The sequence below is a fragment of the Methylocystis sp. genome, assembly GCF_051061225.1.
Classification (GTDB): Bacteria; Pseudomonadota; Alphaproteobacteria; order Rhizobiales; family Beijerinckiaceae; genus Methylocystis.
On record NZ_JBPFEB010000061.1, the window covers coordinates 1 to 13,499 of the forward strand.

Genomic DNA, 13,499 nt, shown 5'->3' on the forward strand with positions numbered 1-13,499 from the left:
GGCGACACGATGCAGGCGGCTCGTCAAAGATTACGAGCGCTATGCTCAGACCCTCGCAGGCCTCCACGTCGTCGCCTTCGCATGTCTCATGCTCAAGCGCGCCGCAGAATTCATGCTCCAAGGTGCATAACACCCTCTAGAGTTTGCTTGAGCGAAAACGCGAGCATCTTGCTAATGAGACTTGAGGCGCTGTTGGATGCTTTCCTTATAGCAGCGACAGCAGTACTTATTTTCTCACTCCGCCCAGCTGCGAGCTGGTGTTCGATGCCCCCCAGAGATCCCACAATCACCTGGAGCAGATTGTTGAAGTCATGCGCAATCCCGCCTGTTAGACGGCCGATTGCCTCCATCTTCTGAGCTTGGGCGAGCTTGGCTTCGCTCTCACGCAACGCCGCGTTTGCTTCCTGCAATTGAGCCACCGACGGGATGACCAGGAACTTTGGAAGGGCGAACCACAGTGCGACAGCCGTGGAAACCGAAGCGACAGCCGTAGCGGCTTTCACGAGTCCCAGGACGCCATAGACAGGCGTCCATAGCGTGACCACATCGAGCAAGTGAGTTGTGCCGCAAAAGAGAATAAACGCGGCGAACAACCATACCAGGGGCCTAAACACCAGGTCGCTACGCCTTTTCTCCAGGACCATCATCGTCAAGGGAATGGAAAAATAGGCTAATCCGATAGCCGTGTCGGAGAGGGCGTAGAGCCAAACCAAAGCCGGCTCCCAGAGGAGGCAGTAGCCATGGGGAGCTAAGCCTGAGCCGCCAAAGAACCAATCGCTGAGGGCAGACAACATTTTTAGCACTCCCTGCGCTTGGGCACTGGGGCCCTTCGGCGCTGGCGGTATGCAGCGATCCCACCCTGGGAAACACCTTAAGGGATTTGGTAGCCTGCAAGCGGAAATTCAGCCCCAGCGGGCTGCGGTTCGCACCCTTGTCAGGGATCCAAGCATAGACATCATGAAGGCTACAATCCTCTCTCCAAATTGAGAAGGGCATTGTTGTTTAGGCGATGCTTCGCCTCTTGCACGCAGCCGCTCAATTGGCGGTTGACGCCAACCAAGTAACCCAAACACCTTGCCAAGCGATAACGGCGGCGATGTCACATTAACTCTCTCAGAGCGCAGCGAAGTCGCCGGGGCCTGATTTTACGCGGATAGCGTCACGGACCTCCACTCCGCGATCGCCCTGAGGCGATGCAGATGGATGGCGATGGCGGAGTGGCGAGAAGGTTGGGGTGGGACGAAGAGGTTGCGGAGTGCGGAGAAAACGTCGACAAAACGCTGCAACCCGCGCCACGATCTGAACCCCTGCATCGCTCGCTCTCGCTTTCGTAGCGGGACATGGGAGTTCTCCGCGCGGTTGTTCAAACCCTTGTTGGATCGATGCTCGACGTTCGGCAGAGTCTTCCGTTGCGCAACGGCATATGAGCCGAGCTTGTCGGTGACCATGCGGCGCGGGCGGCAGCCTTGCTTATGGAGGAGGCGCTTTAGCAAGCGCTGGGCAGCCTTGGCGTTCCGGCGGACCTGGACGATTTCGTCGAGGACGTAGCCATCTTGGTCGACGGCCCGCCAGAGATGGCGCCTCTCGCCATTGATCGAGATGACGACCTCGTCGAGATGCCAGACGTCGCGCCGGCCGGGCTTCTTGCGCTTCAGGCGATGGGCATAATCCAGCCCGAAGTTCATGGCCCAGCGGCGGATGGTTTCGTAGGAGAGAACAATCCCGCGCTCGAGCAGCATTTCCTCGACAAGGCGCAGGCTGAGCGGGAATTGGAAATAGAGCCAGACGGCGTGGGCGATGATTTGCGGCGGAAAGCGATGGCGCTTGTAGCTCACTGGCGGCGGGGTCATGCCGACTGAATGGCCCACCAAAGCCTACCCGCCGGTTAATGTGACGTCACCCTTGAGAGGGGAGGGGGATCACGACTTCTTCGCATCGGGCGTCGAAGGGTAAACTCAGCACGAAACCGGTGCTGGCCATTGGATTGTAGCGTTATAGGCAGCCATAGGGTTGGCCGAGTCCGTCATACCCCTCCGTCCTTTCTGAGCCTGATACTATCACCGCTCATGAATTCGACACCAAGCGCTTCGTGGGCGACTCGGATTGTCGCGACCAAGCAACTATGAACAGGACGCCCGAGTTCAAAGTCTTGGATAGTAGAAAGGCTGAGATCGGCCATGTCAGCAAGCTGCTCTTGGGTTAGCCCGAGCGGCTCTCTCGCCGCTCGTGATTGTGCAGGGGTCATGTAGCTGTTCTCTTTTTAGCCTCCACGCCAAACCGCTCTCGTGTCTTCTCGAAATCTAGCGCGAACAGTGCGTATTGCAAAAGCGCGCCCAGAAGACCATGAATACAGACAACGGGCTCGCTAAAGCCCTTTGTCTAGAGATCGCTTCTGATTCCTTCTCGCAGTAGACGCTGCTGTCGCCCGAGGGAGGCAGGGCTGGTGGTGTCGGACTCATCTTTTAGTTCGACACCCGATACCTTTCGCTGCCGCGCCTGCTTACTCAGAAAAAACAACCGCTGCGCCGCCTCGGCATAGGACATGCCTTGCGTGTGGATATTGGAAAGACAATTTCTCTCCGAGTCGCTACGACCGATGCGCGGCGAGAAAGTAAGATAGACGCCGAGACTCTCTGGCGCAGATAGGCCGGGACGCTCTCCAATTAGTACCGCCACGAGTCGCGCCTTCAATATCTGTCCGATCTCGTCGCCAATCGCGACCCGCCCTTGTCGAACGAGTGCGACCGGGCCAATTGTCCAGGACTCAGCGTGATACATCGCGAGCACTGCGTCGAGCAGGGGGACCGCATGCGCCATGACTGCGCCAGCGGATAGACCGTCGGCGACGACAAAGACCATGTCAATTTCTCCTGAAAGATCGGCGAGAAGCTGTCGCGACGCCTCATTCAGGCGGCGTCCCAGATCCGGCTGCGCCAGATAGGCGCGCCTGTCCGCTGCGGCGCTCTCGACGTAGACAGCGTTAAGCTCACGTGCGTGGAGCTCTTTTGTGAGCGCGTCGGCGTCGAGAGAGCGACCGACGGCGTCACGGGCGCGCGCGTGGGCCAGACTGAAATCGAGATTGGCGCTGGTCGCGACCGCTGCGCCGGCATTCGGCAAAAAGATGCGCGCAGGCGTCACCGCCCGCAGCGGCGCTAAGCGGTCGGCGGGCGCAAGAGGCTTCTCAGTCATCACTCAAGCTCGCGCCAGTAGGCGTTGAAATGGAGGTGGAAGTGTCTGTCTCGCTAAAGGCGGCGCGGTCGAAATATTCATCTTCGCCATCCACCCAGCAAACTCGGGCGCCGGCGCCAATTTCAGGAGGCGACGGGTGGCCACGACATCATTGTAGGAGGTGCTCTGGTAGTTCAGCATGACATCGTCGCCGCCGGGAACGCCCATGACGTAATTTACCCCCGCGAGAGCAAGAAGCATAAGGAGGTCGTCGATGTCGTTCTGATCGGCGTCGGCGTGATTGGTGTAGCAGGCGTCGCAGCCCATGGGCAGCCCCAGCAACTTACCGCAAAAATGATCCTCGAGCCCAGCGCGAATAATCTGCTTGCCATCGAAGAGATATTCCGGGCCGATGAAGCCCACTACGGTGTTCACCAGCAGCGGATCGAAGGCGCGGGCGACGGCATAGGCCCGCGCTTCGAGCGTCTGCTGGTCGCAGCCATGGTTGGCATTCGCCGAAAGCGCGCTGCCCTGGCCCGTCTCAAAATACATGAAATTGTTGCCGAGCGTCCCGCGCCGCAGCGACCCCGCGGCGTCATGAGCTTCGCGCAGAATGGCAAGGCCGACACCAAAGCTTCTGTTCGCTGACTGAGTTCCCGCGATAGATTGAAAGACGAGGTCCACCGGCGCGCCTCTCTCAATCAGCCCGAGCGTCGTCGTGACATGGCTCAGAACGCAGGATTGGGTCGGGATGCCGAGCGTTTCGCGCAATTCATCAAGCAGGACCAGCAGGTCGAAACAGCGCTGCGGACTATCTGAAGCCGGATTCACGCCGATGACCGCGTCGCCATTCCCCAGCAGCAATCCATCTATCACGCTTGCGAGAACGCCTTTTGGATCATCGGTGGGGTGGTTGGGCTGAATGCGCGAAGAAAGCGTGCCCGGGAGGCCGATCGTATCTCGAAAACGGGTGACAACGCGTATTTTCGCGGCGACGGCGATAAGGTCCTGGTTGCGCGAAATTTTCGAAACGGCAGCAGCCATTTCCGGCGTGATCCCGGGAGATAGCTTGGCAAGAATGTCGCCGGTCGCGGCGTCTGAAAGCAACCAGTCGCGAAGTTCTCCGACCGTAAAGCTCGAGATAAGTGCAAACGCCGATTCATCATGTGAATCTAGAATGAGTTTGGTGACTTCATCTTCTTCATAGGGAATAATTGGCTCTGAAAGGAAGGTCGCCAAGGGCAGATCGGCAAGCCGCATCTGGGCGGCGATGCGCTCCACTTCGCTCTGCGCTGTAATCCCGGCAAGGCAATCACCTGAGCGCAGAGGCGTCGCCTTCGCCATAAGTGATTTGATATCCGGGAATGTATAGCGTGTGCCTTGCACATCAATTGCATACATGGCCAGACCTCGCGCCACTCAAGGTAGCTTGCAGGACCCCGCTTGTCACTCTTCGTGCTTGAGCCAAATAATGGGCGAGAGGGCAAGCCAGTCATGGAAGCAGACTCATCCAATCCAGAATCGCTTATTCGCGCCTTACCTATTTGGAGCGGTCCCGTCGACATTGAACCGTTGCACGGCGGGATCACCAACAAGAACTATCTCGTTTCGGAGAAGCGACGCCGTGTGGTTGTGCGTTATGGCGGCGACATTCCCGTCCATGGCGTCATGCGGTTCAATGAGTTGGCTGCAGCGAAGGCCGCCGCCGAGGCCGGGATTTCCCCCAAGGTGCTTTTTGCGTCGCCACCTTTCCTCGTAATGGAGTTCATTGAAGGACGCACTTATTGCGCAGAGGATGTTCGCAAAGAACTTTTCCGATGCGTGGCGCTGGCAAAACGCGTTCATCGGGGCTTGCCTGCCTTCCTCCGGGGCCCAACCCTTTGCTTTAATGTCTTCCATGTCATTCGCGACTACGCCCATACGCTAGCTGAAGACCACAGTCGGAAAATTGATTCCTTGTCGCGATATCTTCTGGTGGCGGAGTCGCTGGAGCGGGTCCTTGGACCCATCGACCTCGTCTTCGGCCACAATGATCTCCTTGCCGCCAATTTCATTGACGACGGCGCACGGCTCTGGCTCGTCGACTGGGACTATGCCGGCTGGAACACGCCGCTTTTCGACCTCGGCGGCCTTTCTTCAAATAATGAGTTGGACAGGCGCGAGAGCGAGACGATGCTTTCGGATTATTTCGGAGGATCGCCGAATGACGCTCTTTGGCGGCGGTTCCAGGCAATGGTTTGCGCCTCTCTGCTGCGCGAATCCCTGTGGAGTATGGTCTCGGAGCTAAGATCCACGATAACCTTCGACTACGTTTCTTATACGGAAGAAAACCTCAAGCGCTTTGAGACCGCCTTTGCCGCATTTGAGGAATTGGAACGCACATGACCGATTTGCCAAACAGCGCCCAGGTCATTGTCGTCGGCGGGGGCATCGTCGGTTGCTCAGTCGCCTATCACTTGGCCAAGCGCGGGGTGGAGGTCCTGCTTCTCGAAAGGCATCAACTAACCTCTGGCTCGACTTGGCACGCGGCGGGACTCGTTGGCCAGTTGCGTTCCAGCGCCAATATTACGCGCCTGCTCGGCTACACTATCGAGCTTTATGGGAAGCTTGAAGCCGAAACCGGGCTAGCCACGGGCTGGAAGCGCAATGGCGGCCTCCGTCTCGCCTGCAATGCCGATCGCTGGACCGAGGTGAAGCGCCAGGCGACGACCGGGAAGAGTTTCGGCCTGGAGATGCATCTCCTTGGCCCGAAAGAGGCGCAGGCGCTTTGGCCGCTTATGAACGTCGACGACGTCGTGGGCGCTGCTTTCCTTCCTAGCGATGGGCAAGCTAATCCGTCCGACATCACCCAGGCCCTCGCCAGAGGCGCGCGTCTGGCCGGAGCAAAAGTGATCGAGAACGTCGCCGTTAACAACGTCATCGTGGAGGACGGCCGCGTCAGGGCGCTGATGACCGAACGCGGCCGGATCGACTGCGAGAAGGCCGTTTTATGCTGCGGCCTATGGACATCACGCCTCGCCGCTCGCGCCGGCGCTTGCGTTCCGCTCGCACCGGTGCGCCACCAGTATATCGTCACCGAGGGCATCGATGGCGTTCGCTCGGATCTGCCGACATTGCGCGATCCCGATCGCCTCACGTATTACAAGGAAGAGGTCGGCGGGCTCGCAATGGGCGGATATGAGCCGAATCCCATCCCCTGGAGTGAAAAGCATGTTCCGGAAGACTTCGCCTTTCGCCTCCTGGAGGACGACTGGGATCACTTTGAGCCCATTATGACCCTGGCGCTGGGTCGCGTGCCCGCGCTCTCCTCCGTTGGCGTCAAACAGATGATCAACGGACTGGAGAGCTTCACGCCTGACGGCAACTGGATGATCGGAGAGACGCCCGAGGCTCGCAATCTTTTCGTGGGCGCCGGTTTCAACGCCTTCGGCATCGCCTCGGCGGGCGGCGCGGGCATGGCGCTCGCGGAGTGGATCGCCGACGGAGAAACGCCTTTCGATCTCTGGCCCGTCGACATTCGCCGCTTTGGATCCCATCACAAGGATCCGGCATGGGTGCGCACCCGCACCCTAGAGGCCTATGCGCGGCATTACTCGATCGCCTGGCCATCGGAGGAATACGTCTCAGGGCGGCCGCTGCGTCGTTCGCCACTCTACGACCGTCTGCAAAAAGCAGGGGCCTGTTTCGGTGAGAAGATGGGCTTCGAACGACCGAACTGGTTCGCCGACGTTTTGGCCGGAGAGATACCCGAGGATCGCTATTCTTTTAATCGGCCCGGATGGTTCGGTGCTGTCGGGCGGGAGCATCTTGCTTGCCGCGCCGCAGCGGCCTTGTTCGACGAGACGAGCTTCGCCAAGGCGCTGTTCGTCGGCCGCGATGCCGAAGCAGCGTTGTCCTGGATCGCTGCGAATGATGTCTCGAGGCCGGTAGGCAGCGTGATCTACACGCAAATGCTGAACCACAAGGGCGGCATTGAATGCGATCTAACCGTCACGCGCCTGGATCGCCATCGCTATTACATCGTCACGGGCACGGGCTTTGGAACGCACGATTTTGACTGGATCAGGCGCGCGATTCCCGGCGGCCTGGACGCCTCAGTCATCGACGTTACCTCGGGGCGCGCTGTGCTGGCCCTTATGGGCCCGCGTGCGCGTGACATTCTGCAATCCTGCTCCGCGGACGATCTTTCCCATGAAGGCTTTCCCTTCATGACGGCTCGCGAGATTTATCTCGGCGGCGCTCTGGTAATGGCAATTCGGGTCACCTATGTTGGCGAACTTGGATGGGAGTTGCATATCCCCGTCGAATACGGCGTCACAGTCTACGACCTGCTGATGGAGGCCGGCGCTCCTTTTGGTCTCGTGAACGCGGGCTATCGCGCGATTGAGACACTGAGGCTCGAAAAGGGTTATCGGGCTTGGGGCGCTGACATGGGGCCGGATCATACGCCTCCTATGGCTGGTCTCGGCTGGGCGGTGAAAATGAAATCGGGCCAGCCTTTTGTCGGGCGTGACGCACTCGAGAAGGCGGCTGGCCGGCCCCTGCCGCGCATGTTGGCAGGATTTTGCGTGGACGATCCCAGCGTCCCGCTACTTGGCCGCGAGACTATCTATCGCGACGGCGAACGGGTTGGCTGGCTTTCAAGCGCAGGATTCGGCTATTCAATCGGAAAGCCGATCGGCTATGGTTACATCCGGCGCCCGAGCGGTCTGACGCCGTCGATGGCGATGTCCGGAAGCTACGAACTGGATGTAGCCGGCAAGCGCGTCAGCGCGGCCGTATCGTTAAAACCGTTTGTCGACCCCCAAGGAGCCAGAATGCGGGCGTGAGACCGCGTGCTTTAGGGGGAAGCACATGGGTCTAGGCCCATGGTACGCTGTGTTTCATTCCTCGGGGGCCTTGGTCGGGATTGTGTGCGCTCGTCCCTGCTGTCTCGAGATCCTTCTCACCTGGATTGCTCTCTGGGGCAGGGCAAAGGCCTCGGGGGAGGATTTTTGCTTAGCTGTTTTGCGGGTCCACAGTGAAGAAGAAATCCCCCTTCACAATATCACCGTCGGAGGCGAGCGCTCGGTACTTCAGCAGATAATGCCCAGGTGGAAGCGCCGGCGTCGGTAGGACCATTTGATTGGAAGCTTTTGGCTGCGTCATCTCAGCTATCAGGCTCCCATCCGCATCCAGTAGTTGCATCGCGGAGAAAAACGCGTCGGCTTTGCCATTAAAGACGAGCTTCACTTCAGCTACGGATTGTGCATGTGATCGTGCACCCGGAAAAGCCTGTCTCAGGAACTGGTGGTGGGCGGACGCTGGAAAAATAGCCGCTAACATAAAGACCAGATTGGCGGCGACGAACCGTCTAGATCTGTGCGTATTCATGCCAATGGCTCCAACGGGTTGCATGGATTGCCTGCATAGGAAACCGCTTGTTGCCGAAACTGTTTCAATCAGGCGCATCCTTACCGGCCGTGACCTGCCACTGAAGTTTCATCCAGGCGGGAGTTTTGCGCCGTGAGGCGCGATGTGAGCAACATGCGATCGGCGGAGCGGGTCGGGGTTTACGATTGCATGTTGCGGAGAGTGAGGCGGCGTAGGCTGCCGGGGCAGGTAGGGGGTGGCAGAAATGCCGCACGGAGCAATCTCGAATGCGGTCGCAGCGCGCTCGGCGCCGGTCGCACTGAGCCGATCTTCGAGCCGTCTTCGAAAATCCTTCGCGAGCGAGGCGTGCCTGGCCGGTCGGGCCGATCAACCCTTGAATGGGGGTCCTGTCCCGCCAATATTACCATCCAGCTGGAGGCCAAGGATGGTGCAGGGCGACCGGCCACGTGAAAGGTTCGGTGACACCGAAAAAATCGCGGTTAATCTCGGCTATGTCGATCTCGGACACATCGACCTTCTCGTACGCGAAGGTTTCTACTCGAATCGCACGGACTTCATCCGCACCGCCATCCGCAACCAGCTCGCCGCTCATTCGGATGCAGTCAAAACAGTCGATCGCCCGCAACACGCTGGAGCTCGGCTTGAGGAAAATCACTCGAGAAGATCCTGAGGCGACGCAACTGGGCTAAAGCAGGGGCGCGGGAGGCGAACTCAACGATTGAGCGGACCTCCTCTACGGCCCCGCGACTTCATTACCCACGCTACATGCTGCTTCGCAACAATCCAGCCTGCCACGAGAGGGCAGAATCAGTGGTTAAGAGTGTCGGACTGCCGATGATCGCGCGGCAAGATGCGCGGGTGCTTATCTTGGGGACCCTGCCCGGCGTTGCAGCGCTCCGGCTGCAGCAATACTATGCCCACCAACAAAATTGTTTCTGGAAAATCATGGGGGAAGTGATTGGGTTTTCTCCCGACCTCCCTTACGAGACTCGGCTTGGCACTCTGCAGAGCAATCGCATAGCTGTCTGGAACGTCCTCGCGGAGGCTGAGCGCTACGGCAGCGTCGATGCGAACATCAAAGCGCCTGTGCCCAATAGCTTTGTTCCTTTCTTTCGTGAGCACCGGGAAATAAGAGCAGTATGTTTCAACGGGCAGGAAGCCGAGAGGCTGTTCAGACGGTTTGTCATGCCTTCCCTAACGCAGCAAGCCGCATCCCTGCCTCGCAGCGTGCTGCCGTCGACCAGTCCGGCAAACGCACGGATCAGATTTGGTGAGAAACTCTCACGTTGGCGTAAAGTGCTCAGCCACATAGGAGAGCGGTAGGAAACACCTCGCCGTTTAGGTTATGGCAGGAGAAATCTCGCTCGGAGCTTTGCCAGAAGATCCTTGAGCGCATCGGCGATGAAAGCCTTATCGATGGGCGGACGCGGCAAGTCAGCCATGGCGGCGGTCCTCCCGTTCGCTCCGCATGAATGCTAGAAGATGTCCAGCGGCCTCGGTGGCGTCCTTTAGCAGGCGCACAATGCCGTCGCCGTTGTCACTGAAGGCACCATCATGGGGGTGGGCGAGCTCTGCGAGATGGGCGAGGCGCCCGAAGGCGCTCGGCGTTGCCCAACGCTAGGTCGTACGCGGTCGGCGGCTCGAACGAAGATTTCTCAGCGGACATCATGGCGGGCTCCTTTGATGGCGGCCACGGCGCGGGCGGTTTCGGCTGCGGTGAAGGCGAGCCAGAGCGTCGCGAAGGGGAAGAGAAAAAGCAGTGTTGCGGCAGGCTTGTCTATCATTGGACAAGCCTCCGGCGTTCACCGGGATGCCTTTCTCGGCGTTGGTTGGCGTGATACGGTTTTATAACGAAGCTCCGTTTTTAGAGCGTGTTTTGCATAACGTAAACACAAAGACGGAACGGTGCTCTAAAATGCAGGTTGTGCAATGCAAAATAGCCCGGGTCGCGCTGGGCCTTGGGGTCAGAGAGCTTGCGGAGCTGGCGCAAGTTGCCCCTGCTACAGTGTCCCGCCTCGAAGCTGGCGAAGAGCTGAAACCCCGCACTGTCGCCGCCATCCGCGCGGCCCTCGAAGCGGCCGGCATCGAATTTGATGAGCGGGATGGGGCGGTGTGCGTCAAGCTGAGGAAGGGGCTGGCAGAATGACCCCAGCGCAGTGCCGAGAAGCGAGAGAGCTACTGGGGCTTACGGAGGATCAGCTCGCCGAAATGGCCGACCTGAGCGGTTTGACGGTCTCGGACTTTGAGGCGGGGCGCGGTGTCGCCGATTGCTTGGCAGATGCGGCGTGATCTTCGTCGACAGAAACGGCGAGGGGCCGGGAGTGCGGCTGCGGAAGGCGCAGGGGGAATGACGGGAAGAGCAGCAAAGGCGGCGCCCACAACGCCAGCTCAATGGCGCATCCGCTCCGATGCGGTCCGCGACGCTATTGCCGACATTCTCCGAGACAATGGCAACCGATGGATGTCCGTCTCAGAAATAGCGCATGATATAAATCGTCGTGGCCCGGGCCAGCACCTTCGCGGCGTTGCAGTTTCGGTTCCGCATGTTCGGCGCCAGACGCGCAATTACTCGACCCTGTTTGAACGCGACGGCAATATGGCCAGGCTTAGAGAGGCCGTAGAGGTCGAGTTCATCGCCGAGAACGGCCACGGGGCAGGCGTCCGCTTGCGCGACCAGATCGGGCCCAAGGAATCGGCGCCGGACCTCGGCGCAGCGGATGGGCAATAGCTGCGAGGGGCGGGGAGCACTGCGATGAAGCTCAAAGTCGAGATGACCTTGACAGGCGAGACGGCCCAAAAGCTCCAGGAGACTGCCGAGCGCCTTGCTGGCACGAACCTCGGCGAAGACGGCTTGCTCGCCGCAGCCATCCTCATGCGCATTGTCGCCAGCTACGAGCTGGCACGCGAAGTGGCGGACCTCTCTCTTTGCGCCTGAAGTCCGTCCAGGGCTTCAATCCCGAAAGGCGGCGGAAGTCTGGATTTATGAGCGCGACGATACTGTTTGCGTCAGGTTTAGGAAGAAAGCCTCGGGCGAAGGTGGCTGACGGCCCGGAGGGTAAAGGGGCCGCCAGCACGCCTGTGCTGAAAATCAGGCGGCGCGTCGGAGGCTGGAGCGTCGACGCGCGTGAGGATCTTGCACGGCAGCCGCGCGCCTAGCAACTTGTGGGAAATGCTGGCAACAATTCAGCAATAATTGGCGGGCGGCATCCGGGACAATGGAGGCACGATCGCGGTGTGGCCGATCTCGCCGGGAAATCCCAGTTAATTTAAGTCATACCGATACCATGACTGCGGTAGTCGTTGTCTGGGTATCGCATGGGAGGGGCTTGTGGCGAATTTCTTGAACGACCTTTCGACAATACAGATGGCGCTTTTGTTCTGTGGCGGATTCGTAATCGCGACATGGGGCGGAATCCTGCTCTGCCGTCCTTACGCGCGGCGCTGGATACACAGCCGCCGCAACGCTAATGATATGATCGGCTTCGCGCTCGCGAGCTACGCGACCCTCTATGGCATCTTGCTCGGCCTCCTCGCTGTGGAAGCCTATCAGGATTTCTCGTCGGTGCAGGACACCATTTCGAGAAAAGCGGTGACGCTGGCGACGTTATATCAGGACCTGGACAGCCTCCCCCGCCCATTGCGCGAGAGACTGCAAGCCGAATTGCGGAATTACGCTGGCGATACGCTTGAGATGCATTGGAATGCGACATCGCATCCGATCTCCGTCGGCGCGTCGCCGCGCCTGCGAACGATCCTCGCGCAGCTTTTAGCCTTTCAGCCGACAACCAAGGGCGAGGAGCTCATGCAGGAGATGGGCGTGCAGCGTGTCAACACCCTAATCGAGCAGCGGCGCACGCTTCTCGCGAGCGCAGGCGGGAGCATACCTGAGGCGCTCTGGTGGGTTGTGGGCCTCGGCGCTGCGCTTTTCATGCTTCTGATGTGCTTGTTTGACATGGAGCCACATGCGCATTTCGTCCTCAGCGGCGCATTGGCGATTTTCCTCGGTTTGGGGGTGTATATTATCGCGACGCTAGACAATCCGTTTGGTCGCGGCGTGACCGTCACTTTTGACCCCGTCAAGGCGATACGCGACGAGCTGATGAAGCCGGCGGCTGACGACGGGCTGCCGCGCGAAAAATAGGCGATTATATTGCAACCTAGCCAGATTCCTTTCCCGTGTTAAGGCTCAGACCCATAAACTGGTTGGCGTACGAGCAGGCTTGTGATTCAGAGCTTCCAAAAGGAAGCGCCAATGATTCCCGACCTTTTCTGGCTGACCGAGGCCCAGTTTCGAAGATTTTGCCGCATTTGCCGACAGACACACGCGGCAAGGCGAGGGTCGATGACCGGCGTGTGATCAGCGGGATTGTCCACGTTCAAAGCTGCTCGAAAAGCCGGGGCCCATACCTTCGACTTGGCGGCGGCTATGGATCCTTTCTCCAATGGACGACAGGGTGGCTCGCTATTTTTCGATAGCATTCATCCAACACCGAAAGGAGCCGAGAAATTTACGGAGGTCCTTAAGCCTGTGATTTTGCAAACTCTCAAGGAGCGAGATTGAGGCATCGGCAGTTGCGCGGGCTCTCTGACCAAGCGGTTTTAGGCGAACGCCCATTCGGTTAATCCATGGACGCCCACTGAGGGGCAAAGATTTCCTGGCGCGATTACCCGAAGTCGGGTGCTGACATCTGTCTTGCCTATGCTGCGGTCCTAAGATGTCGCTGGCCCATATGAGGGTTCGCGGATTCGCTCGAAATCGGGACTGGTGCGCCCTCCTTCCTGTTAGCCTTCCCATCCCTTCGACCACCTCTCGCCAGCGCCCGTCGATCGGCGTTCGCCGACGAGCCAGACCTCGTCGCCCGGCATGCATTGCCTGCGATTGTCGCGCATGCGGTGCTTATGGCCATCGGCGACACGAACGCGGCGAGCCGCGAAGAGACACGTCAAGCGGCCTTTCG

The 13,499-nt window shown here is 59.3% G+C and carries 15 protein-coding genes and 4 pseudogenes; 10 read left to right on the forward strand and 9 right to left on the reverse strand.

The annotated features are described in order from the left end of the window. Positions 1-130 (forward strand): annotated as a pseudogene (locus ACR652_RS11465) (IS5/IS1182 family transposase); the annotation flags it as partial. Here ACR652_RS11465 and ACR652_RS11470 read toward each other — a convergent pair. From ACR652_RS11470 to ACR652_RS11490, 5 genes are all read right to left on the reverse strand, one after another. Next, the gene (locus ACR652_RS11470) at positions 111-794 is read right to left on the reverse strand and encodes a hypothetical protein (RefSeq protein WP_434506635.1); all 684 of its coding nucleotides are present in this window, start codon (positions 792-794) and stop codon (positions 111-113) included. The pseudogene ACR652_RS11465 and the gene ACR652_RS11470 overlap by 20 nt on opposite strands. 351 nt (positions 795-1,145) lie before the next feature. Then, complete coding sequence (locus ACR652_RS11475) at positions 1,146-1,850, reverse strand: IS6 family transposase (protein ID WP_434506648.1); 705 nt, start codon at positions 1,848-1,850, stop codon at positions 1,146-1,148. Positions 1,851-2,023: 173 nt separating this feature from the next. After that, positions 2,024-2,245, reverse strand: coding sequence for a helix-turn-helix domain-containing protein (locus tag ACR652_RS11480; RefSeq protein ID WP_434506636.1), 222 nt, complete (start codon positions 2,243-2,245; stop codon positions 2,024-2,026). Between the two features lie 134 nt (positions 2,246-2,379). Next, positions 2,380-3,189 carry an ethanolamine ammonia-lyase subunit EutC gene (eutC, locus tag ACR652_RS11485; RefSeq protein WP_434506637.1) on the reverse strand — a complete coding sequence of 270 codons (810 nt, stop codon included), beginning with the start codon at positions 3,187-3,189 and terminating at the stop codon, positions 2,380-2,382. A gap of 3 nt (positions 3,190-3,192) precedes the next feature. Further along, positions 3,193-4,569, reverse strand: coding sequence for an ethanolamine ammonia-lyase subunit EutB (locus tag ACR652_RS11490; protein ID WP_434506638.1), 1,377 nt, complete (start codon positions 4,567-4,569; stop codon positions 3,193-3,195). 93 nt (positions 4,570-4,662) lie between these two features. Between ACR652_RS11490 and ACR652_RS11495 the strand changes: the two genes are divergently transcribed. Both ACR652_RS11495 and ACR652_RS11500 read left to right on the forward strand, forming a co-directional pair. Next, entirely contained in the window at positions 4,663-5,553 is an 891-nt protein-coding gene (locus tag ACR652_RS11495; protein WP_434506649.1) for a phosphotransferase, read from the forward strand. Then, positions 5,550-7,997, forward strand: a complete 2,448-nt coding sequence (locus ACR652_RS11500; RefSeq protein ID WP_434506639.1) for a GcvT family protein — start codon at positions 5,550-5,552, stop codon at positions 7,995-7,997. Before ACR652_RS11495 ends, ACR652_RS11500 begins: the two co-directional genes overlap by 4 nt. A gap of 169 nt (positions 7,998-8,166) precedes the next feature. Here ACR652_RS11500 and ACR652_RS11505 read toward each other — a convergent pair whose 3' ends face one another. Further along, a complete protein-coding gene (locus ACR652_RS11505) occupies positions 8,167-8,541 on the reverse strand; it encodes a copper resistance CopC family protein (RefSeq protein WP_434506640.1) in 375 nt (124 codons plus the stop codon). A 424-nt stretch (positions 8,542-8,965) separates the two neighbouring features. Here ACR652_RS11505 and ACR652_RS11510 point away from each other — a divergent pair. Both ACR652_RS11510 and ACR652_RS11515 read left to right on the forward strand, forming a co-directional pair. Continuing rightward, positions 8,966-9,221: pseudogene (locus tag ACR652_RS11510) on the forward strand (CopG family transcriptional regulator); the annotation flags it as partial. Positions 9,222-9,351: 130 nt separating this feature from the next. Beyond that, on the forward strand, positions 9,352-9,864 hold the full coding sequence (locus ACR652_RS11515) for a DNA-deoxyinosine glycosylase (protein ID WP_434506641.1): 513 nt from the start codon (positions 9,352-9,354) through the stop codon (positions 9,862-9,864). A 332-nt stretch (positions 9,865-10,196) separates the two neighbouring features. On the opposite strand, the gene ACR652_RS11520 is transcribed toward ACR652_RS11515, so the two are convergent. Beyond that, positions 10,197-10,325: a hypothetical protein gene (locus ACR652_RS11520; protein WP_434506642.1), complete on the reverse strand. Its 129-nt coding sequence runs from the start codon at positions 10,323-10,325 to the stop codon at positions 10,197-10,199. Between ACR652_RS11520 and ACR652_RS11525 the strand changes: the two genes are divergently transcribed. Both ACR652_RS11525 and ACR652_RS11530 read left to right on the forward strand, forming a co-directional pair. After that, positions 10,325-10,687 carry a helix-turn-helix domain-containing protein gene (locus ACR652_RS11525; RefSeq protein WP_434506643.1) on the forward strand — a complete coding sequence of 121 codons (363 nt, stop codon included), beginning with the start codon at positions 10,325-10,327 and terminating at the stop codon, positions 10,685-10,687. The two genes, ACR652_RS11520 and ACR652_RS11525, sit on opposite strands and share 1 nt — an antisense overlap. Next, positions 10,684-10,830, forward strand: coding sequence for a helix-turn-helix domain-containing protein (locus ACR652_RS11530; protein WP_434506644.1), 147 nt, complete (start codon positions 10,684-10,686; stop codon positions 10,828-10,830). Before ACR652_RS11525 ends, ACR652_RS11530 begins: the two co-directional genes overlap by 4 nt. A gap of 181 nt (positions 10,831-11,011) precedes the next feature. Here the strand turns inward: ACR652_RS11530 and ACR652_RS11535 are convergent, their stop codons facing one another. Further along, the gene (locus ACR652_RS11535) at positions 11,012-11,191 is read right to left on the reverse strand and encodes a hypothetical protein (protein WP_434506645.1); all 180 of its coding nucleotides are present in this window, start codon (positions 11,189-11,191) and stop codon (positions 11,012-11,014) included. 102 nt (positions 11,192-11,293) lie between these two features. Between ACR652_RS11535 and ACR652_RS11540 the strand changes: the two genes are divergently transcribed. The 3 genes and pseudogenes from ACR652_RS11540 to ACR652_RS11550 form a co-directional block, all read left to right on the forward strand. After that, a complete protein-coding gene (locus tag ACR652_RS11540) occupies positions 11,294-11,476 on the forward strand; it encodes a hypothetical protein (protein WP_434506646.1) in 183 nt (60 codons plus the stop codon). A 405-nt stretch (positions 11,477-11,881) separates the two neighbouring features. Next, complete coding sequence (locus tag ACR652_RS11545) at positions 11,882-12,682, forward strand: hypothetical protein (RefSeq protein ID WP_434506647.1); 801 nt, start codon at positions 11,882-11,884, stop codon at positions 12,680-12,682. 111 nt (positions 12,683-12,793) lie between these two features. Further along, positions 12,794-12,918 (forward strand): annotated as a pseudogene (locus ACR652_RS11550) (IS5/IS1182 family transposase); the annotation flags it as partial. A 441-nt stretch (positions 12,919-13,359) separates the two neighbouring features. Here ACR652_RS11550 and ACR652_RS11555 read toward each other — a convergent pair. Beyond that, positions 13,360-13,499: pseudogene (locus tag ACR652_RS11555) on the reverse strand (IS701 family transposase); the annotation flags it as partial.

What these genes read in the sequence shown, in the direction of transcription:
- ACR652_RS11500 (WP_434506639.1), top strand. Translation starts at nt 5,550, where the DNA reads ATGACCGATTTGCCAAACAGCGCCCAGGTCATTGTCGTCGGCGGGGGC.
- ACR652_RS11480 (WP_434506636.1), bottom strand. Translation starts at nt 2,245, where the DNA reads ATGACCCCTGCACAATCACGAGCGGCGAGAGAGCCGCTCGGGCTAACC.
- eutC (WP_434506637.1), bottom strand. Translation starts at nt 3,189, where the DNA reads ATGACTGAGAAGCCTCTTGCGCCCGCCGACCGCTTAGCGCCGCTGCGG.
- ACR652_RS11505 (WP_434506640.1), bottom strand. Translation starts at nt 8,541, where the DNA reads ATGAATACGCACAGATCTAGACGGTTCGTCGCCGCCAATCTGGTCTTT.
- ACR652_RS11490 (WP_434506638.1), bottom strand. Translation starts at nt 4,569, where the DNA reads ATGTATGCAATTGATGTGCAAGGCACACGCTATACATTCCCGGATATC.
- ACR652_RS11520 (WP_434506642.1), bottom strand. Translation starts at nt 10,325, where the DNA reads ATGATAGACAAGCCTGCCGCAACACTGCTTTTTCTCTTCCCCTTCGCG.
- ACR652_RS11495 (WP_434506649.1), top strand. Translation starts at nt 4,663, where the DNA reads ATGGAAGCAGACTCATCCAATCCAGAATCGCTTATTCGCGCCTTACCT.
- ACR652_RS11530 (WP_434506644.1), top strand. Translation starts at nt 10,684, where the DNA reads ATGACCCCAGCGCAGTGCCGAGAAGCGAGAGAGCTACTGGGGCTTACG.
- ACR652_RS11475 (WP_434506648.1), bottom strand. Translation starts at nt 1,850, where the DNA reads ATGACCCCGCCGCCAGTGAGCTACAAGCGCCATCGCTTTCCGCCGCAA.
- ACR652_RS11540 (WP_434506646.1), top strand. Translation starts at nt 11,294, where the DNA reads ATGAAGCTCAAAGTCGAGATGACCTTGACAGGCGAGACGGCCCAAAAG.
- ACR652_RS11470 (WP_434506635.1), bottom strand. Translation starts at nt 794, where the DNA reads ATGTTGTCTGCCCTCAGCGATTGGTTCTTTGGCGGCTCAGGCTTAGCT.